This window comes from Dactylosporangium sp. CA-092794, assembly GCF_050948465.1.
GTDB lineage: Bacteria > Actinomycetota > Actinomycetes > Mycobacteriales > Micromonosporaceae > Dactylosporangium.
Genome location: NZ_CP192044.1, coordinates 3,244,861 through 3,263,409 on the forward strand (window position 1 = coordinate 3,244,861; position 18,549 = coordinate 3,263,409).

Annotated in this window: 20 protein-coding genes and 2 pseudogenes; 12 read left to right on the forward strand and 10 right to left on the reverse strand. The window is 69.2% G+C overall.

Going from position 1 to position 18,549, the window contains the following annotated elements; all coding sequences use genetic code 11:
* Positions 1-289: 289 nt before the first annotated feature.
* Both ACQPXD_RS14055 and ACQPXD_RS14060 read right to left on the reverse strand, forming a co-directional pair.
* Positions 290-520: a hypothetical protein gene (locus ACQPXD_RS14055; protein ID WP_432838437.1), complete on the reverse strand. Its 231-nt coding sequence runs from the start codon at positions 518-520 to the stop codon at positions 290-292.
* A 3-nt stretch (positions 521-523) separates the two neighbouring features.
* The gene (locus ACQPXD_RS14060; RefSeq protein WP_432838439.1) at positions 524-1,186 is read right to left on the reverse strand and encodes an RNA polymerase sigma factor; all 663 of its coding nucleotides are present in this window, start codon (positions 1,184-1,186) and stop codon (positions 524-526) included.
* Positions 1,187-1,280: 94 nt separating this feature from the next.
* Between ACQPXD_RS14060 and ACQPXD_RS14065 the strand changes: the two genes are divergently transcribed.
* The gene (locus ACQPXD_RS14065; RefSeq protein ID WP_432838441.1) at positions 1,281-1,772 is read left to right on the forward strand and encodes a peroxiredoxin family protein; all 492 of its coding nucleotides are present in this window, start codon (positions 1,281-1,283) and stop codon (positions 1,770-1,772) included.
* 171 nt (positions 1,773-1,943) lie between these two features.
* On the opposite strand, the gene ACQPXD_RS14070 is transcribed toward ACQPXD_RS14065, so the two are convergent.
* Positions 1,944-2,654, reverse strand: coding sequence for a DUF4142 domain-containing protein (locus tag ACQPXD_RS14070; RefSeq protein ID WP_432838443.1), 711 nt, complete (start codon positions 2,652-2,654; stop codon positions 1,944-1,946).
* 330 nt (positions 2,655-2,984) lie between these two features.
* On the opposite strand from ACQPXD_RS14070, the gene ACQPXD_RS14075 reads away from it, so the two are divergent.
* The 3 genes from ACQPXD_RS14075 (at position 2,985) to ACQPXD_RS14085 (ending at position 5,946) form a co-directional block, all read left to right on the forward strand.
* On the forward strand, positions 2,985-3,845 hold the full coding sequence (locus ACQPXD_RS14075; protein ID WP_432838445.1) for a hypothetical protein: 861 nt from the start codon (positions 2,985-2,987) through the stop codon (positions 3,843-3,845).
* A gap of 15 nt (positions 3,846-3,860) precedes the next feature.
* Positions 3,861-5,396 (forward strand): NADH-ubiquinone oxidoreductase-F iron-sulfur binding region domain-containing protein, encoded by a 1,536-nt coding sequence (locus ACQPXD_RS14080; RefSeq protein ID WP_432838447.1) that lies wholly within the window; start codon positions 3,861-3,863, stop codon positions 5,394-5,396.
* Positions 5,397-5,601: 205 nt separating this feature from the next.
* Positions 5,602-5,946 (forward strand): hypothetical protein, encoded by a 345-nt coding sequence (locus ACQPXD_RS14085; RefSeq protein WP_432838449.1) that lies wholly within the window; start codon positions 5,602-5,604, stop codon positions 5,944-5,946.
* A gap of 111 nt (positions 5,947-6,057) precedes the next feature.
* Here ACQPXD_RS14085 and ACQPXD_RS14090 read toward each other — a convergent pair whose 3' ends face one another.
* Entirely contained in the window at positions 6,058-6,390 is a 333-nt protein-coding gene (locus ACQPXD_RS14090; RefSeq protein WP_432838451.1) for a TfoX/Sxy family protein, read from the reverse strand.
* A gap of 203 nt (positions 6,391-6,593) precedes the next feature.
* Here ACQPXD_RS14090 and ACQPXD_RS14095 point away from each other — a divergent pair, with 203 nt between their 5' ends.
* The gene (locus tag ACQPXD_RS14095; protein WP_432838453.1) at positions 6,594-7,805 is read left to right on the forward strand and encodes an ISAs1 family transposase; all 1,212 of its coding nucleotides are present in this window, start codon (positions 6,594-6,596) and stop codon (positions 7,803-7,805) included.
* Between the two features lie 99 nt (positions 7,806-7,904).
* On the opposite strand, the gene ACQPXD_RS14100 is transcribed toward ACQPXD_RS14095, so the two are convergent.
* The 3 genes from ACQPXD_RS14100 to ACQPXD_RS14110 all read right to left on the reverse strand — a co-directional run bounded on the left by ACQPXD_RS14100 (position 7,905) and on the right by ACQPXD_RS14110 (position 10,014).
* Positions 7,905-8,510 carry a transposase gene (locus ACQPXD_RS14100; RefSeq protein ID WP_432825686.1) on the reverse strand — a complete coding sequence of 202 codons (606 nt, stop codon included), beginning with the start codon at positions 8,508-8,510 and terminating at the stop codon, positions 7,905-7,907.
* Positions 8,492-8,980 carry a winged helix-turn-helix domain-containing protein gene (locus ACQPXD_RS14105; protein ID WP_432825688.1) on the reverse strand — a complete coding sequence of 163 codons (489 nt, stop codon included), beginning with the start codon at positions 8,978-8,980 and terminating at the stop codon, positions 8,492-8,494. Before ACQPXD_RS14105 ends, ACQPXD_RS14100 begins: the two co-directional genes overlap by 19 nt.
* Positions 8,981-9,822: 842 nt before the next feature.
* On the reverse strand, positions 9,823-10,014 hold the full coding sequence (locus ACQPXD_RS14110) for a hypothetical protein (protein WP_432838455.1): 192 nt from the start codon (positions 10,012-10,014) through the stop codon (positions 9,823-9,825).
* A gap of 922 nt (positions 10,015-10,936) precedes the next feature.
* Here ACQPXD_RS14110 and ACQPXD_RS14115 point away from each other — a divergent pair.
* The 5 genes from ACQPXD_RS14115 (at position 10,937) to ACQPXD_RS14135 (ending at position 14,972) form a co-directional block, all read left to right on the forward strand.
* Entirely contained in the window at positions 10,937-11,482 is a 546-nt protein-coding gene (locus tag ACQPXD_RS14115; protein ID WP_432838457.1) for a DUF4240 domain-containing protein, read from the forward strand.
* Between the two features lie 376 nt (positions 11,483-11,858).
* Positions 11,859-12,599 (forward strand): ISL3 family transposase, encoded by a 741-nt coding sequence (locus ACQPXD_RS14120; RefSeq protein ID WP_432838459.1) that lies wholly within the window; start codon positions 11,859-11,861, stop codon positions 12,597-12,599.
* A 586-nt stretch (positions 12,600-13,185) separates the two neighbouring features.
* Positions 13,186-13,548, forward strand: a complete 363-nt coding sequence (locus tag ACQPXD_RS14125; RefSeq protein WP_432843834.1) for an ISL3 family transposase — start codon at positions 13,186-13,188, stop codon at positions 13,546-13,548.
* 76 nt (positions 13,549-13,624) lie between these two features.
* A complete protein-coding gene (locus ACQPXD_RS14130) occupies positions 13,625-14,098 on the forward strand; it encodes a hypothetical protein (protein WP_432838461.1) in 474 nt (157 codons plus the stop codon).
* Complete coding sequence (locus ACQPXD_RS14135) at positions 14,004-14,972, forward strand: hypothetical protein (protein WP_432844396.1); 969 nt, start codon at positions 14,004-14,006, stop codon at positions 14,970-14,972. The genes ACQPXD_RS14130 and ACQPXD_RS14135 overlap by 95 nt, the downstream gene beginning before the upstream one ends.
* A gap of 269 nt (positions 14,973-15,241) precedes the next feature.
* Here the strand turns inward: ACQPXD_RS14135 and ACQPXD_RS14140 are convergent.
* Both ACQPXD_RS14140 and ACQPXD_RS14145 read right to left on the reverse strand, forming a co-directional pair.
* Positions 15,242-15,538: pseudogene (locus ACQPXD_RS14140) on the reverse strand (transposase); the annotation flags it as partial.
* 1 nt (position 15,539) lies between these two features.
* Positions 15,540-15,857 (reverse strand): annotated as a pseudogene (locus tag ACQPXD_RS14145) (IS701 family transposase); the annotation flags it as partial.
* A gap of 280 nt (positions 15,858-16,137) precedes the next feature.
* Between ACQPXD_RS14145 and ACQPXD_RS14150 the strand changes: the two are divergent.
* On the forward strand, positions 16,138-16,650 hold the full coding sequence (locus ACQPXD_RS14150; RefSeq protein ID WP_432838463.1) for a hypothetical protein: 513 nt from the start codon (positions 16,138-16,140) through the stop codon (positions 16,648-16,650).
* Here ACQPXD_RS14150 and ACQPXD_RS14155 read toward each other — a convergent pair.
* Entirely contained in the window at positions 16,628-17,137 is a 510-nt protein-coding gene (locus ACQPXD_RS14155; RefSeq protein WP_432838465.1) for a MarR family winged helix-turn-helix transcriptional regulator, read from the reverse strand. The genes ACQPXD_RS14150 and ACQPXD_RS14155 overlap by 23 nt on opposite strands.
* Before the next feature lie 62 nt (positions 17,138-17,199).
* Between ACQPXD_RS14155 and ACQPXD_RS14160 the strand changes: the two genes are divergently transcribed.
* On the forward strand, positions 17,200-18,534 hold the full coding sequence (locus ACQPXD_RS14160) for an aminomethyl transferase family protein (RefSeq protein ID WP_432838467.1): 1,335 nt from the start codon (positions 17,200-17,202) through the stop codon (positions 18,532-18,534).
* The last annotated feature ends 15 nt before the right edge of the window (positions 18,535-18,549 follow it).

An 18,549-nucleotide genomic window follows, 5' to 3' on the forward strand; every position in this document is an offset into this window, starting at 1 on the left:
GTCGGCCGGCACCTCGTCGCGGCGTGCGGGCAGTTGGGCGAGGGGATGCGCAGCGACCCGTCGATCACGCCGCCCTCGATTTCGGCGGGGTTGCGCACATCGAGCACCGCGATCTCGGCCATGCAACCCCACCGGTGGCGTCGCCGAGTCGGGCATACCGGTGCGGGGCGTCCTGGCCGGCCGGTCGCCCGCAGCGGTGCCGGTCGGCGCCTGTGGCCGTCCTGCATGCTGTACGCGCTGCCACAAGAGCCTCCCGCTTCGAGCGGGTGCGACGGCGACCTGTAGGCGTCTATTGTTGACTTGGAGGTTCTGTGATAGCCGCCAGCAGTCCTTCAAGGTCCTCGCCGCACGGGCCGCAGGCGCGCAGGTGCGCGGCCACCTCGGGGTGGCGGCGGCGGGCCGCACCTGGATCATCGACGAGCATTTCCGCGTAGATGTGCAGCAGGTCCATCGCGGCGACGCAGCCGGCGTCCTGCGGCTCGGTCCGCAGGATCTCGTCGAGTCGTGCCCGGAGACTCATCGCTTACCCCCGTTCGCCCGGGTTCAGATAGCCGTCTGCGACGAGTACGGCGCGGAGCTTGCGGCGGGCGTCGAACATCGTCTTGTACACCGCGCCGCGGCTGCTGCCCAATTCGAGCACCAGAGCATCGAGTGGCACGCCGTCGACGACGAGGGCGACGAAGACCTTCCGCTGGTGGTCGGTCAGTTCCCGTTCAACGGCCCGTCGCAGGGCCGCCACCAGGGCACGCCCATCGGCCACCTCGGCCGGGGAGACGCCGAGCCGGTCCGGCAGCCGCAGCCAGGCGTCGGTGTCGAGCCGGCGCTCAAGGTTGGCGTCGGCGGCGTTCCAATAGTGGCGGCCGAGTTTCGCCGAGACCTCGAACATGGCGAACTTGTACACCCAGGTGGTGAAGCGGCTCTCACCGCGGAACTCGTGCAGTTTGCCCAGGACCGCGAGCATCGCGTCGGAGGCAGCCTGGTTGGCGACGTCGTCCAGCTCGGGGCCTCCGACACCGGCCCGGGACGAGCGCCGCTGCGCCTCGCGGGAGCAGGCCCGCAGCAGCAGCTGGTGCAACCGGCGTAGGCCCTCGTCGCGGTCGCGGCCGCGTGACGTCAGCTGCCGCAGCCATTCCGCGGATTCCTGGTCGACGCTGGCCACCGCGCCGTCGGAGTGCCCCGGCGTCATGCCGTCCACTCTACAAGGCCGCCAGGACGGCGACCGCCGTAACATCCGTCGCGCACCGACGTAAGAACCCGCGATCTCCCGCCACCAACATGACGTGAACCTTCTGCATCCCGGCAACATGTTTCCCGCGATCTCGCTGACGCTCCCGGGTGGCGGGACCGTGCAACTCCCCGACGCCCTCGCCGGACAGTACGGCGTTGTGCTGTTCTTCCGCGGCGCCTGGTGCCCGTACTGCAACGCGCAGTTGCGTGCCTTCCAGCGCTCGCTGCCCGCGCTGGCTGAGCTGGGCATCACGGTGATCGCCGCGTCGGTCGACGACGAAGCGACCACCGAGGCGCTGGTCGCGAAACACGGTCTCGGGTTTCCCGTCGGCCACAGCGTCGACGCCGATACCGCTGCGGCCGCGACCGGCGCCTTCGTCAACGACGAGCCGCGGTACCTGCAGTCGACCGGCTTCGTGCTCAACCCACGTGGCCAGGTTGTCGTCAGCGTCTACTCCAGCGGGGCCGTCGGAAGGCTCGTGCCGGAGGATGTGCTGGGTCTCGTCCGCTACGTACGGCAACACGCCCCCGACGGGCCGGCCTGACGTGTGCGCCCCGTGGCGCGGTCGGCCGTTGGCTGCCCGCGCTACGGCGTCGACCGCATCGGCCCGGGAATGGCGTCGGCTCACTCGAGGACGCACGTGCCACCGGGGTCTCCGCGGAGGGCGCGCAGGACGCGCCGGGGCAGCGGTCGGTACTGCCCGGCGCGCCCGGTGTTAGCGGGCCAGCTTCGGTCTGAATACGCGGTAGGAGTTGGCTGCGGCGGTCACGATGGCGGCGGCGAGTACCACCCAGACGACGGTTGGGCTGAAGCCGCTGCCGGCTTCGGCGCGTCCCTGTGCGGTCTGCAGGAGTGATCCGCTGTTGGCGATGTCCACTTCGGGTAGTGCGATCGGGGGTAGTTCGCCGTAGCGGACCAGGCCGGTGCTCTCCAGCATGGTCAGGTGGCCTTCGACGACGGTGTTGGCCTCTTGGGCGACCTTGCGGACGATCTCGTTGCGGGTGCCGGCGCGGACCGCGGCGATGATTGGGAAGATCTTGCCGTGTGCGGCGCGGAGCCGGGTGATGAAGATCTGATCGAACTCCTGGTTCGAGGAGGCGCCGCGCATCTCGTTGAGCCAGCCGGTCTGCTGGTCGGTGGGTTGGGTGGGCAGCGTGACGCCCAGCTGGTTCGCCGCGTCCGCGACGTCCTGGTCCAGCTTGACGTGCTGCTGGGCGATCATGGCACCGATCTGGCGAACCGAGGCGTGCGCGCCCCGCTCCGCGGCCATCTGCCCGGCCGGCATCTCCCACAGCCCGGCGGTGCGGACGCCGTTGAGCAGGGTCAGGTCGGCGTTGCTGAGCTGGGTCGGTATCGGTGGTGCGGCCGCTGCCACGGCGGGTACCGCGAGGGCTGCGAAACCGCCGACGGCCATCGCGATCCACACCCGCCGTAATATCGCCGTCACTGTCTGGCTGGTGGATCGTCTTGCCCTCTGCACCTGCCACCTCCTGCTCCTGCGTATCCGCGTGTTCGCGGCGCCTGCCATGCAGTTCGGGTGGGAGGCCCCGGTTGGTTCATTTCCCATGCGAATATTTCGCCAATGCAATGAACCCGGGGCCGGCTGGGTCCGTACCGGGTGACGAGGACAGCTCATGCCCGGTCTCGGGCCGGGCGGGGAGGGAGGCGGGAGCGGATGCGCGTCAGGCAGGTGGGAGACGGGCCGGTCCAGACCAGGAGCAGCCGTGAGGGGCGCTCCCGGCGTCGCGTGTGGCCGATGGTGTTCTCGACGTCCGCGGTCACCCTGTTACTGCTGGCCAGCGCCTACACGCAGGTGGGCCGGCTGGCGACCGCCTACGTGTTCGTGCTCCTCCACTACTACATCGGCGTGGTCGCGCTGGCGGCGCTGTCCCTGACGGTGATGGCCGGCCTCGCGTCCACGGATCGCCTCGTGCTGCGCATCGGTCACCGTGTGCTGCTGCAGACCGCGCACCGGGCGACGGCCATCGTCGCGGTGGTCGCGTTGGGCGTACACATCGCGGTGAAGGTGCTGGAGGCGCACGCGGCACTCGGGGACGTGGTGGTGCCGTTCTTCTCGCAGGGCCGGTCGCTGTTCATCGGCTTCGGTACCGTCGCGAGCTACCTGATGCTGCTTGCGTACTGGTCGGGTCTGGCCCGCAGCCGGTTCATCGGGCGGGTGCGCCCCTGGGCGTGGCGGCTGCTGCACAGCTGTGCCTACCTGTCCTGGGCGATCGCGATGTTGCACGGGCTCAACGCGGGCCGCCCGGCGGCGGCCTGGGTGACGGTGAGCTACCTGGTATGTCTCGTGCTCGTGGGGCTGGGCATGCTGGTGCGCATCCTGTCGCGATTCGGCCGCTACGCCGTCGGGGTCAAACCCGCGCCCGTCGTCGGCACGAACACCCAGACCGTGATGATGCCGCGGATCGCGGCCGGGCCCGCCCACACCGCCTCCCCACCGGGCTATGGCTTACCGGCCGCACTCGGTGCCGGGCGGGAACGACGAGGTCACCAGGACCCGTACGAGGACGGCCAACGAACTCCACCGATCCCGGACTACGGCTGGGATCTCGTCGACTCCGACCGACGCCCGCCGCCGCGCGGGCGGTACGACGTCTAGGCGGGGCCGATCGCCGTGGACAGCGAACAAGTGATGGGGCTGGCCTCCCTCGGCCCGGCGCGGCTGCTGGCCGGCGTGCGGGAGTACGGACGGCTGGATCTGTGGGCACAGACGAAGGTGTACGGCGAGCCGGAGCCGATCCCATTTCCGGATCTGGTCGATCTGGCGGAGCGGGTCCGGCTGTGCGGGCGAGGGGGCGCCGGCTTCCCATTCGCCCGCAAGCTCAAAGCGGTGTCCGGCTCGGCCCGCCGGCGCGGGCTGTCCACCGTGGTGGTCGTCAACGGTACCGAGGGGGAGCCGGCCGCCTGGAAGGACAAGATGCTGCTCAACCAGGTACCCCATCTGGTTCTGGACGGGGCACTGCTGGCGGCGTGGGCGCTGCAGGCCCGGGAGATGGTGATCGCGATCGCCGACGACGGGGTCGCCGAGGAGTCGCTTCTGGACGCCCTGGCGGAACGGCGCGACACGGCCGGACGGGCCAGGGTCGTGACGGTGCCGCACCGCTTCATCTCGGGCGAGGCCGGTGCACTGGTGCGCGGCATCAACGGCGAGGCGCACATCCCGCCCGGCCGCAAGGTACGGGCCAGCGACACCGGGGTGGACGGGCTACCGACCCTGGTGTCCAATGTGGAGACCTACGCCCAGCTCGCGGTGGCCGCGGCCACCGGGCCGCGGGAGTACGCCGCGGTGGGCACCGCCGAAGAGCCCGGCACCGTCCTGGCGACCGTGACCGGCTCGGCCCTCCGCCCAGGGGTGATCGAGACGCCGGTGGGGATGCCGTTGAAAGAGATCCTGCGGGTGTGCGGCGCCCCTACCGGGCAGGGCGTACTGACCGGCGGATACCACGGAACATGGATCACCGCGGAGGCCGCCGGTCGGGCCGAGATCTCCCGGCAGGGCTTCGGCGACGTCGGGGGCTCGCTCGGCGCCGGGATCATCCTGCCGTTGCCCGACGGCACCTGCCCACTGGGGGAGGTAGCCCGGGTGATGCACTACCTGGCCACCGAGTCGGCGGGTCAGTGCGGGCCATGCCGGCTCGGCCTGCCCGAAATGGCCCGGCTGCTGTCCGGCATCCTCGACGGCAGCGCCTCCCCCGAAGCGGTCCGTGGCCTGTCCGGGGCAATCCGCGGCCGGGGGGCCTGCAGCCACCCTGACGGCAGCTCCCGGTTCGTACTGTCCGCATTGGACACCTTCACCGATGACGTGTCCGCGCACCTGTACCACAACGGCTGCGGCCGTCCGGTGCGCGGCGTGCTGCCCATCCCGGACGGACCGGACGACGGCGGCGCCGGGCGGCTGTCGGTGGATTGGAGCAGCTGCGAAGGCCACGGCCTGTGCGCCCACATCCTGCCCGAACTGGTCCGGCTCGACGAGAACGGCTTCCCCTCCATCCCGGACGCGACGGTGCCGTCCTGGCTGGAAGCGCAGGCCCACCGCGCCGTGGACATGTGCCCCGCGCTCGCGCTGCGGCTGGGCGGCGTGTCCGGCCACGGCGGCGACCGTACCCCACGCCGCGCCGACCGGGCCGCCCGCCGTGGACGGCCGTCGTAGCGCGAGGTCCCGCCAGAGACTGATCGAAGCCCGGACCGCCGGCCAGCCCGGCGATCTCAAGGGCGCGGCCAAGAACAGGTGGCTGGACTTCAGACCAGCCCCGCACAGGGCTCGACACCGCCAGCGCGGGCGTGGCCGTGCTCAGGCACGTTCGCCAAGGCCGCTTCGAGCATAAGCCGGCCGGGTAAGGGAGTCTACGGCGGAGGTGCCGACCGGACCGGTGGCCGGGGACCGGCGGCGGCTGCTGGCGCTGTTCGGGGCGATGCGGTCCGGTTCTGGGTTCCTGCACGACCTGCGGCCCATGCCGGACGTCACTGCCGCGGTGCGGCAGCCGGCAATGATCGTCGCCACCCGCCGGGACGGCGGTATGCCGTTCGCGCGCTCCCGGTCCTGGCCACCTCGATCGCTCGGTCCGAGCTGGTGGAAAGGCTGCGCCGACGGTCATTTCGTCTGCTACGCCGCTGACTGGCCCGCCATCGCCCGACTGATACAGGCATTCGTGGCCGCCGCACCGTCGCTGCGCCTTACGGATCAGAGGGCCACGGGTTGAGTCCCTCCGGCAGCGCTCGAGTTGCTGACGCCCGGCCTGTGACAGGAAGGTAGGGACCCTATGGCAGAACCATGGTCGCCAGGGAGCTGGGTTGGTCCGGCTCGACGCTCGTCATTTCGCCGGCAGGGACCGGGCGTAGCCGACCCCTCGGGTAACCCACGTGGTGAGCCGGCGTTTCGTAGTCAACCCGGACGGATCGATCCGCAGCCAGCCGTCCATCTCCCGCCCGCGCATCTCGAACCGGGTGGCCTCGGGCCGTCGCACCAGGGCGGGCGTGTCAGCCGGATCGACCCGCAGGAGCAGGCCGCCCTGCCCGCTGGCGCTCAGCGCCATGTTGCCGTTGATCAGAAACGCCAGTCCGCCGAACATCCGCCTCTCGGTCACGCCCGGTTCGCCCTGCAAGATTTCCCGGATACGGTCGGCGAGGTTGTTGTCGTACACCACAGCGACAGTGTCGCACCGCTGGCCTGGTTGATACTTGCGACGGCGGCGTGGCAGGGTCTTTGCGTAGTCGATTGACAGGTGTTTGACCTGGGTGGATGTCGGTGTCCGGGCCGGGGGCCGGGCTGATACGAGACGGGTGCGACCCATCGGTGATCATGGAGTTGCTGAGACAACATGACACCGACGAAGGACCGCACCCGCTGATGCCATCATCGCTGATCGACGTGATCCGCCAGCACGTACCCACCGCTGCCAGCCTCACGATGGCGGCTCGCGTCGAGCAGCCCCGCGGCCTGCTTGCGGCCCTGGCCCGGGTGCCTGATCCGCGCGACCGGCGTGGGATCCGTTACTCCCTGGCAAGCCTGCTCGCGGTGGCCGTGTGCGCGGTCCTGGCCGGCGCGGTCACGTTCGCGGCGATCATGGACTGGGCCGACGACCTCGACCCGGCCGCCGGCCGCCGGCTCGGGTTCACCGGCCGGGTCCCCGTGCTGAGCACACTGTGGCGGCTGCTGATCCGCGTCGACGCCGCCACGCTGCAGGCCGTGCTGACCGACTGGCTGCGGTCCCACCTGCCCGTACCCCAACCGACCGTGCGACCCCACTGGCGGATCATCGCCATCGACGGCAAGGTCCAGCGCGGCGCCCGGCTACCCGACGGCCGGCAGGTCCACCAACTGCCGGCCTACGACACCACCGACGGCGTGGTCCTGGCCCAGGTCCAGATCCCGGCGAAGTCCAACGAAATCCCGGCGTTCACCCCGCTACTCGAACAGGTCGTGGCCCGGCTCGGCAGCCTGAACAATGTGGTGTTCGTCGCCGACGCACTGCACGCGCAGGTCGCCCACGCCCGCGAGGTCGCCAGACTCGGCGGGAACCTGTACGTTGCGGTCAAGGCCAACCAGCCCACGTTGTTCGCCCAGCTCAAACAGCTTCCGTGGGCGCAGGTCCCGGTCGGGGACCACCGCCGTGACCGTGGGCACGGACGCCGGGAGACCCGCACCGTCAAGGCCCTGACCGTGTGCACCCCGGGTGGTATCGCGTTCCCGCACGCTGAGCAGGCGGTACGGATCACTCGCACCCGCATCGTCGGCGACCAGCGCACCCACGAGATGGCATACCTGGTCGTGTCCCTGCCCGCAGACCAGGCACCACCGGCTGACCCGCAGGACTGGGCCTGCTCCGAGTGGCACATCGAAAATCGGCTGCACTGGATACGCGACGAAACCTTCCGCGAAAACGCCCACCAAGCCCGCACCGGCAACGGACCCGCGGTCGCAGCCGTCCTCCGCAACACCGCGATCGGATTCCACCGCAGCAACGGCGAACCCAACATCGCCCGAGCCACCAGACGCGCCAACCGCCGACCACACGACCTCATCGACGCCGTGACCAGGAACTACCCGACTACGCAATGACCCTGTCTAGGGGCCTGCGGTCAACCGAGCCGCCACATTGATGCTAAGCGCTGTGCAGCGAGGAACCAGCTCGCTACCGACGCTGAACTGTCGGGGTGATCACGGTGGTTGGGGTTCCAAGGCGAGGCCCGTTTCGGCGATGAAGGCGTCGAGGAGGCCGGCCCGGTACTGCATGCGCTTGAGCCGGGTCCGCACGAGTGCGGCGAGTTGGCCGGTACTGCAGGCGGCGAGGTTGCCCAGCCCGCGTTTGAGATGCGACCACACGCCCTCGGCCGGGTTCAGTTCCGGCGTGTACGCGGGCAGCTGGACCACGGTCAGCCAGTCGTGGGCCTGCACGAACGCCCGCATCACCGCGCTGACATGGTGATTGATGTTGTCCCACACGACGATCAACGGTGCCCGCAACTGGGCGTGGACCGCGGTCAGCAGCCGCATGTAGTCGGCCTCGCCCAGGCCCTTCGGCTCACGCTTCCGGCCGCGATACACGTGAATGCGGAAGAACAGCCGCGTCCGCAGCCCCGGCCGGGTAGCGATCAGCCCGGCCATCGACACCCGGCCCGACCCCTTCCCCGACACCGGCACCGCCGGCGTGTCCCCGCGCCGCGACCAGGTACGGGCCTTCGGCGGCCGCAACGACTGCCCGGCCTCGTCCTCGAAACACACCCACGCCCCGAGCGCGCGGGCCGTCATCTGAGGCGCGGCCACGTCTCCTCCCGCCACGCCACGGCCGCCGCCTCGTCCCGCTCCACCGCCCGATGCACCGGCACCTGCGGCGACCAACCCATCCGGTGCAGCAGATACGACACGCCCCGCTCGGTGTAGCGCACATGGAACAGCCGGCCGATCAGCACCGCGATCCGCGGCAGCGTCCACCGCTGATCCTCGACCCAGCCGTGCGCAGCCGGACCCCGCTTCAACTCAGCCCGCAACCGGGCCAGCCGTACCGCATCCAGCCGGCACCGGCCACCGCTGGGACCCCGGGACCGCAACCCGTCCCGTCCGTCACGGCGCCAGGTCTGCTGCCACTGATAGGCCGACTTGGCCGACACCCGCAGCACCGCGGCGACCCGCCCGGCCGGTACCTGCTCCTCGAACAGGTCCGCGGCCTGCATCCGCACCAGCTCACGGCGGGCCCGGCCCTTCGCGTTCAGCCCGCCACCATCGGCGTACCTCACACTCCTGGTATAGATCCCCGCCAGGCCCGGGTCACGCCGACACGCCGGACCGACATCGACTCACCTCGACACTTCGGCCTCAGTACTCTCGCGCTTGTGACGGGTTGGACGGCGATGTGGTGGGGACTGTGCGGAGGTACGGCCATCGAGGCCCTCAGCATGGGAGCACTGATCGCGAGGTGCCGGGGATTCCCTTGGAAGCGGCACAATCAACCCGATCTCGCGCCGACGATTGTGGCAATCGTGTGCAGAACGCTTCCTGGCGCCGGCTTAGCATCGGCTTTAGGGGCATCCGGGCGCGCCAACGACGCGCTGATGGCATTCGCCGTTGGCGTGGCAGCGCCGGCGATTATTGAGAAGCTTTTCCGAGCTACGACGCTTGCATCACCGCTACTACGAGACGGTCCGCCCCCGTGTCCGGCATCGGTACTCCGGCCCTCGCGGTTTCCGCCGCTTGGACCTCTCCCTCTCCCGACCGATCATCGGCCGGACCGCCTGGACGACAGGTTCTCACGTTCCACGCAAGAGCCCGGATCACGCTCGCGCCACCTCCACGCCGGACACCGCCTGGGCAGTCAGCAGGCACCTCCCAGACTCCTCCCGGGATAAGCCCACCCCGGTTCTGATGTCATCGAGTTCTCTTACGACGCGTCACCAGCGGTTCGCTCTCGCTCGCCTTCGTGACCCACACCTGACGCGCTCACGGCACGCCGTTTCCGCAACGCTCACCACCCCGGCTCATTCACCGACGCAGCTTGCGGTGGTTTGAAGCCTCCTCCTACAAGGCGACCCCGGAGGACCTACCTCCATCTCCTACGCAGCACCGCTCCAGCAGCAGCGCGTTACCTCCGCACACCGCCTTCACGTTCGTGACACACCGGCTTCGACGAATTCGAAGAATCCTGCCCCAGGCGGGCCTTCAGATCAGCGTTCTCCGCCCGCAACACCGAGTTCTGCCGCCGCAGCGCAACGTTGTCCCGCTCAAGCTTACCGACCCGAGTCTCCAACCGGGCAAACCGCTCCAGCAGCTCCACGATCGACGGCGTCCCAGGCACCCAACCATGATCCAGACATCAATCGACCCAAGTCAAACCGACTCGCCGACGGGCACCTGACCAGTCACATCTGCACATCGTCGGCATGCCTACCTGTCCATCTGTCGCACCGGCCGTCCGGGGCGAATTCGTGGACCATGCGGGTGATTCGGACGCATCGGCTTTGGTGCCCGACTGCGCGCACAACAGCATCTCGTCGTTGCGCGCAAATTGGGATGGGCGCCATCCGCGCCTCACCATGTTTCTCGACGGGTCGCGGCGCCCCAGCGATGTCGTCGCTCCGCCGATGCCGAAATCGAGGCACACCTGCACAGCCCGCGAGGTCGCACGTGAGCAAGCTTGCACGCTCAGCCGCCTTGCGCGCTTCTTGCAGCGGGCGGCCCGCCCGGTGCATAGTCGGTAGCGCAACCTGTCGCCGAGGTGACCACTGGTCATGGTCATCGGTCGGAGCATACTCACTGCCCATGACGTACGACCTCGCCGTTTGGGAAGGCGACCGCCCGGACGAGTCGGACGCGGCGGAGGTGTTCTCCGCACTGTACGACTGGTACGTCGCAGGAGGCGACTCGCCACCCACGCCGGCGATCAGGGCGTATGTGGAGGCGCTGCTCGACCGGTGGTACGAGATGGGCGACCCGCGGGATGCCGATGACACGAGCCCATGGTCCGACGCGCCCCTGCTCCAAGACCTCACGAACGTCGACCGCCACGCCCGACAAGGTAGCCGCCCTGCCACATCCGCGGAATCCGGTCCGTGCCCAGCTCAATCAGCTGCGCGCTCATGCCGCGATCGGCGCACCGAGTACCCGTAGGTGCCTCGACGATGTTTGACGCGTCCCGGGACTCGCAAACAGTGAGATGATCTTGCCTGCAGTGGCGCTTCACGATCACAATGTTCGGCGTGCACACCGATGCCGCCTGGCGGTTGATCGACGAGGCGCGAGCCGGGCTGCCCGAGCATGCAGGGGCGAACGACGTCGCCGCACGGATGGGGGCCTTGCTCACGCCACGCTGGCCGGCCGACATCCTCGGGTTCGCCCAGCCGCTGCGGGACCTGTTCGTCAACTCGTGCCAGGTCGATCTGTGGGTCGCCGCATACCTCATCAACCGCGGTGCCTCCGACGACGGCTTCGACGCCTTCCGCGGCTGGCTGATCGCCCAAGGGCGTACCACATACGAGCGGGCACTCGCATCACCGGACAGCCTCGCCGGCCATCCCGCGGTGATTGAGGTCGCGACCACCGGCGAAGACCTCTGGGGCGAAGACATGATCAACGTCGTATGGCGCGCCTACGAGACGGTCACCGGTAACCCACTACCCGACAATGCCACGACCGGCGCCTATCCGGACCTCGACCCGCTCTGGGAATTTGATTTCGACGACGACACCGAGATCCGCCGCCGCCTGCCCAGACTCGCCGATCTCTTCCTCCGCGACGGAGCCTGAACGGCCGCTGGTAACGCACCGCCGGTCCCGGCGATCTCGGTTTCCGGACATGCCGCGATCAGCTCGCTACGGAACGTCATCGAGAGCTGGTCGGCAGGCTCGCGGACATGCCGACGAGCGTTCACGCGATCTTGTCGATGTCCGATCTTTGCACTTGTGCGCCTGCTGCTGGCCGCGTAGCGATCTCACGGGTGTCGGAGCCTTTCGTATGCCGTGCGCCGCCTATGGAGCAGTCGGGTTGAGCAGCACTCTGATAGCGCGCTGTCGGCGCTCACGTAATTCGGTTCTGGCGATGATCTTGTGGTGGTCGGTGTCGGCGTGTCGGTCGATGTCCAGTGTGGACTGTGGTAGCTGGCCGCGGTGCGATCTTGAGCAATTGTTGCCGCACCTGGCAGAGATCACCATCGACCGGGTCCACGAGGCCGGCAGTCAGATCGTGATCGAGGCCAGATCCAGGCGGGACCAGGCGGCGTGTCCGGACTGCGGCACCGCATCGGCTCGGGTGCACGGCCGCTACCACCGGCGGCTGGCCGACACCGCCCTCGCAGGGCGGCCGGTCGTGATCCAGCTGCTGGTACGCCGGCTGGTCTGCCGGGAGATCGAGTGCGCTCGGGCCACATTCGCCGAACAGATTCCCGGCCTGACCAGCCCGCACTCCCGATACAGCCCGCCAGTGCGGGCGGCGTTGACCGCCATCGCGGTCGCCCTGGCCGGTCGGCCGGGCGCTCGGCTGGCCCGCAAGCTCGGCATGCCCGTCAGCCGGGACACCCTGCTCAGCCTGCTCCGCGCGGCACCGCTGCCGCAGCCGGGCACGGTCACGGCGCTCGGCGTCGACGATTTCGCCCTGCGACGCGGTCACGTCTACAGCACCGTGCTGCTGGACATGGACACCCACCGACCGGTCGACGTGCTGCCCGGCCGTGACGCTGACCCCCTCGCCGCCTGGCTGCGGGAGCACCCAGGGGCGGAGATCATCTGCCGGGACCGGGCTGGCGCCTACTCCGAAGGGGCGCGTGCGGGTGCACCAGATGCAATCCAAGTCGCAGACAGATGGCACATTTGGCACAACGTGGGCGAAGCTGTAGACAAGACCGTCGGCGCTCACGTAATTTCGTGAGCGGTGACACAAGACCGTCACCGCGCATCACACCTGCGTACGGGCCGCGATGACCGCTGAAGCCGGGCTGGAACCCAACCCGCTTCCCGATGCCGGGACGCAGCCCTCCTGCGACGCCGAACCAGCCGCAGACCCAGGACCAGCCGCAGCCGAGCCGGACGGGTTGCTCGACGTGTGCGGCCGCGAACGGTCGCTGGTCGTACGCACCCGCGAGCGCTACACCGCGGTGCAGCAACTCCTCGCAGACGGCGCCTCGCTGGCCGAGATCGGCCGACGGCTCGAGCTGGAACGCGGCACCGTGCGCCGCTTCGCCCGCGCCGGCAGTCTCGACGAACTCCTCGTCAAGGCCGTCAACCGGGCCAGTCAGCTCGACGGCTACACCCAGCACCTGACCGCTCGATTCACCGCTGGCGTCACCAACGCCGCCGTCCTGCATACCGAGCTGACCGCCCTCGGGTTCACCGGCAGCGTCCAGACGATCCGCCGGTGGCTCCACCCCTTACGGGCAGCCGCTCCCGACACGCCGAGACCGACCCGGCCGGCCCGGCCGACGGTCCCGAAACCGCGTCACATCACCCGTTGGATCATGACTGACCCGCAGCACCTGGCCCCCGATCACCACGCCCAACTCACCGACGTCCTCGCCAGCTGCCCCGAGCTGCAGGCCGTCGCCGGCCACGTCCGTGACTTCGCCGACCTCATGAACAAACACCGCGGCGACCGCCTGCCCGACTGGATCCGGCGGGTACAGGCCGACAACCTGCCCGCCCTGCACTCCCTGGCCACCGGCCTACGCCGCGACCTCGACGCTGCCATCGCCGGCCTGACCATGACCTGGAGCTCCGGCCCGGTCGAGGGCGCCGTGAACAGAATCAAAACCATAAAACGATCAATGTATGGCAGGGCTGGCTTCGATCTGCTACGCCGCCGGATCCTGCTCAGCGCCTGACGCTCGGGACCACAAGATCATCGCCAGAACCGAATTACGTGAGCGCCGACAGCCTGTCATGAAACTACCGCGCAGCGTGGCCGATGTCCTGGACCGGCATGTCACCTTCGAGATCGAGTCGATCGACAGGATGTACTGCAATGTCTACCAGCCGCTGCTGCAGTACCCACGCGGGGCAGCCGGGTTCTTGCACTTCCACCGGGGTCACCAGTTCGCGTCCTCGGCGTTGATGGCCCCGATGACCAAAGCGTTCGTGGCCAGCATCCACGATTTCATCGACCGGCACGGACTGGACCTGGTGCAGTTCGCCAAGGACCAGCGCAAGGACACCGTCGCCCAGCAGTACCTGGCCGAGCACGACGGCGCGGAGGGGGTTCTCTACGTCGGCCGCGCGCAGGAGAAGGCCAGTGTGGTGCGCACGGAACGTCGCTACGACCGCACCACCAGGGCCTCCTATGCCTGGCTGGTCAAGGCCTCCGCTTTGGTCAACCACTTCTACTTCTACTGCTTCGACACCGACTTCGGGCCGTTCTTCATCAAGTTTCTGTAGCTACTTCCCCTCCAACGCCAAGCTGTGCATCAACGGCCACGAGTGGGCCAAACGCCAGGCCACCAAGCGGGGTATCACCTTCACCGCGCTGGACAACGGGTTCGCCGCCGTCGACGACCCGGCCAAGCTGCAAGCCATCTGCGACCGGCTCGGACCAGACCAGATCGACGCCCTGCTCCGCAAGTGGCTGCGTCGGCTGCCACATCCGTTCACCCGCGCCGACTACGCCACCGGCTACCGCTACGAGATCTCCATCCTGCAGGCCGAGTTCTCCCTGACCCAGATGCTCGACACCCCGACCACCGGGCGGATCTTCTTCGAACAGGTCATCCGCGACAACCTCGACCTTGGCCGGCCCGACCAAGTCAGCCTGGTCTTCGCCCGACGCATCTTCAAACGCGGACCCCGGCCAACGCCGGGGCGATTCCGCACCCGCATCATCACCTCTGGCGTGACGCCCAGCCTGCACGTGGACTACAAACACTCCACAATCAAGCAGTACCACAAGGAAGGCCGCGCGCTGCGTACCGAAACCACCATCAACGACCCCGGCGACTTCAATCTCCGCAAAGGGCTGACGAACCTCACCGCACTGCGGAAGGTCGGCTTCACCGCCAACCGACGTCTCCTGCACGTCGAACATATCAGCCACGACCCCGCCGCCGGAGCCGCCGCATTCACCGCCGTCACCGCGCCCACCGATACCGGCGGACAACACGCCGCTGCGCTGCGGTTCGGTGACCCACGCGCCCAAGCCCTCCTCGCCGTATGGTCCTTGCCGAACTCGAAGTCCTCTTCGACCGGCCAGCGCAGACATGCCACCCGCACCAGGGTCATCAGCGGGACCGGTCGGCCTGGCGGGACGTGGCAGTAGTGGTAGGCGACCTCCCCGGTCTGCAGATGTCTGCGCAGCAACAGGACATGGTGCGGGCTGGCGGTGGCGACCCACGCCCAGGCGTAGCGTCGCTCGCCCTTGGACCCGGATACCGCACGGATCTGCCAGCCGTCCCCCGTGGACAGCACCGTGTTCACCACCGCGTCGGCGCGCATCCGGATACCCGCGGCCAGGTCGGTGCGGAACGCACGGCCCACCCGAAGCACGTACCCGATCCCGTCGTTCTCGCAGAAGGTCCGCAGTTCGCTGGACCGGCCGTAGACCTCGTCGCCGGCGCACCAGGCGGGCATCGTGGCGTCGGTGACCATGTCCTGCATGAGGTCCACGGCCAGTCGCGGTTTGGACCGGAATACCGTCGCTTCCCCGATGCCTAGCACGGCCCGGCGATCCGGGTCTGCGAGCTGGTCGGTGGGAACGTAGATCCGGGCGCCGACCAGGGCATGTCCGCCCGGGGTGGCGTAGGAGCAGTAGACCGTGTTCACCCCATTTCGCGATCCGCCCGGCGCAGCCCATGTACTGCCGCTGCACCCCGGCGGTGGCCGCACCGTCCTTCTCCTGTCCGGACTCGTCCAGCGCCGCCGCGATCAGGGGCTGAGCACCCAATGCCTCGACCACGAACCCGCGGATGACCGCCATCGCCGCGTCGTGGTCCCACACCGCGTGGTTGAGCAACCGCCGCGTCGGGTCCGGGCACGCATCACCGGCGTGTTCGGCGATCGTCCAGCCGTTCTTCCGCGGCAGGTCACTGACCAGCGCGGTCACATACTTCCCCGCTTGCTCGAACGGTTCCACCCGCCGGAAACACGACCTCAACCGCCGATGCAACACGGCCAGGTTCGCCACCGCCCAGGCACCCTCTACCATGGCAGCCGCAGCTGCCTCACGGTTTTCTTGCGTCACAACTCGATCATCGCGAGGCGGCTGCCACCATGATCACCGGGGGCCCACCCGAGTCGGCTACCAGCCAAAACCCATCGAAGTGCGGCTGCCCTATTAGGAGGAAAAAGGAATACGCCGACGGCACTGTCCGAATGTGCGCCCCGCATAACCGTACCGGCCGGACGAAACCACCGGATCGGATGGGCTGAACTGCCGTAGCATCGGGTTGGGTTTTCCGCGGTGGATCTCGAGCTGAGGGATGTCGATGGCGCATCTGGAGGTCATGGGCGAGTTCCAGGGGCCGGGTGAGGAACGCACCGCGACCAGATGCTATCCGATGTACGGATGGGGGCCCGACGTCGATGCACGCGCGATCGTCGAGCGGGAGCGGGTCGCGTTGCAGCGCCTCGACGACTTGGACCGCGGGTGGCGGGTGCAGGCGAGCTTCGTGCATGAGGCACGGCAGTGGACCGTGGTGCCGTTGGTGCCGCCTCGGCCGAGCAACAGCCTGGTGGCGTCGGTGATCCACGGCGAGCCGCCGCGCGTCGACGGGCACCTGCCGCGCGAGGTCGGCCTCAACGTGGTTCGTGACGCGTTCACCGGGCTGCAAGAGGTGCACGAGGAAGGCTTGCTGCACCGGGGCCTGCATCCACGGCGGATCTACCTGGGCCGTGGCGACCTTCCGGCGGCTGGCCGCGGCCGACGGCGTCGATCTGGCCCTCCCCGAGCTCTGGACGGCCGAGTGACCTGGGTGGTCAGGCTTCCGGCGGCGCGGTAGCCGGCCGGGGGATCGGCCAGGTACTGCGGTAGGCGGAGTCGTCGCCCTCAAGCGCGATGGTCAGCGTGCGGAGCAGGCCGATCAGCGTGTCCCGTCCCTGTTCGGGGAGCGAGGCGGTGAGGGAGCCGTCGATCTCGGCCATGCGCACGCGCCCCGCGGCGACGCCCGCCAGGCCGGTCTCGGTGAGCTCGTAGAGGATGACGCGCCGGTGCACCGGGTGCGGCACCCGGCGGACCCAGCCGAGGCGGTCCAGCTGGATGAGCGCGGTGTTCACGCTCTGCGGCGTGAGCCGGAAGAGGCGGGCCAGATCCGACGCCGACATCACGCCGAGATCGTGCAGGTGGACCACGAGGCCGAGCTGGGTCATGGTGACGCCGAGGTCCTCCAGCATGTCCTGCAGCCGCCGGTGCACGGCCTGCTGCGCTCGCCACAGGACGTACGGCAGCCCGTCCCACCACAGGCCGGGCATCTCAGCTCGCTCCTCCACGCAGTCAGCTTAAAGTGTTTCAGGTGCTTTAAAACTTATCAGTTGCCTGTTACCTTCGGGACATGGTCAGCCACGAAGACTCTCTGCAGGCGGGCATCGACCGGGCCGGCTCGCCGGTCGGGTTGTTGTGGAAGCCGAACCCGCCGGCCTGGACGCCGCCCATCCTCGAGCCGGAGTACACCGGCTGGCGCGCCGAGCAGGGCGCCTGGCTGGAGTCGGTGGCCATCGCCGACCTGTCGTACCACATGTGGGACACGTTTCTCAGCGGCCCGGGCGCCCTGCCGCTGCTGTCGGACCTGAGCGCCAACAACTACCGCGACTTCGCGTACGGGCAGGCCAAGCAGTTCCTGCCGGTGACCGAGAGCGGGCACATCGTCGTCGACGGCATCCTGCTGCGCGAGGCCGAGGACCGCTTCGTGCTCAGCGGCGTGCCACCGGCCCACAGCTGGCTGCAGTACCACGCCGACCGGGGCGACTACGACGTCGAGTGGACCTGCGACCCGTCGATGGAGTTCCGCCCCGGCGAGGTGCCCCGGCTCTTCCGCTTCCAGATCCAGGGGCCCAGGGCGGCCGACCTAATCGAGCGGGCCTTCGGCGGCCCGCTGCCGCCCCTGAAGTTCTTCCACTCGGTGCCGGTCGAGTTGGGCGGGCGGAGGTTCCGGGCGCTGCGCCACGGCATGGCCGGGCAGCCCGGCTGCGAGTTCATCGGCGACTACGCCGACCACGACCGCGTCTGGGACGCGCTGCTGGCGGCCGGCGAGCCGTTGGGGCTCGAGCGGATCGGTGCCATCACCTATCCGACGAGCAGCCCGACCAGCGGCTGGATCCCGTGCCCCCTGCCGGGCATCTACAGCGACCCGGCCCTGGCCGACTACCGGCGCACCTTGCCGCTGTTGTCGTTCGAGGGCCAGATCCCGCTGCACGGCACCTACTACTCGCCCGACGTCGAGGACTACTACGTCACGCCGTACGACCTGGGATACGGCCGGTTCGTGTCGTTCGACCACGAGTTCATCGGCCGGGACGCGCTGCTTGCCGCCGGCCGGCAGCAGCGGCGTACCAAAGTCACCCTGGTCTTCGACGCCGGACAGCTGGCGCCCGAGGACGGCGGCGTCTACACGCTGGCCATCAACCGGGTCGAGCGCGATGGCGAGCTGATCGGCACGACCGCGGTGACCACGTTCTTCAACCCGATGGGTGTCTACGTCGGGCTGGCCGTGCTCGACAGCGCCCACGCCACGCCCGGTTCGCGCGTCGAGGTCGCCTGGGGCGAGCACCCGGGGCCCGGCGCGGCGGCCGGCGTCCTCGGCGAGTTCCCGCGGCTGACGGCCACCGTCGCGCCCGCTCCCTACGACACCTACGCCCGCGCGCAATACCGCACGGGCGTGCGGCTGTGACCAGGCGCGGGGACG

Excerpts from the sequence above, each read along its gene's own strand:
- ACQPXD_RS14055 (WP_432838437.1), bottom strand. The coding sequence starts at position 520 with ATGAGTCTCCGGGCACGACTCGACGAGATCCTGCGGACCGAGCCGCAG.
- ACQPXD_RS14060 (WP_432838439.1), bottom strand. The coding sequence starts at position 1,186 with ATGACGCCGGGGCACTCCGACGGCGCGGTGGCCAGCGTCGACCAGGAA.
- ACQPXD_RS14075 (WP_432838445.1), top strand. The coding sequence starts at position 2,985 with ATGGTGTTCTCGACGTCCGCGGTCACCCTGTTACTGCTGGCCAGCGCC.
- ACQPXD_RS14095 (WP_432838453.1), top strand. The coding sequence starts at position 6,594 with ATGCCATCATCGCTGATCGACGTGATCCGCCAGCACGTACCCACCGCT.
- ACQPXD_RS14125 (WP_432843834.1), top strand. The coding sequence starts at position 13,186 with ATGACTGACCCGCAGCACCTGGCCCCCGATCACCACGCCCAACTCACC.
- ACQPXD_RS14135 (WP_432844396.1), top strand. The coding sequence starts at position 14,004 with ATGCCTGGCTGGTCAAGGCCTCCGCTTTGGTCAACCACTTCTACTTCT.
- ACQPXD_RS14150 (WP_432838463.1), top strand. The coding sequence starts at position 16,138 with ATGGCGCATCTGGAGGTCATGGGCGAGTTCCAGGGGCCGGGTGAGGAA.
- ACQPXD_RS14160 (WP_432838467.1), top strand. The coding sequence starts at position 17,200 with ATGGTCAGCCACGAAGACTCTCTGCAGGCGGGCATCGACCGGGCCGGC.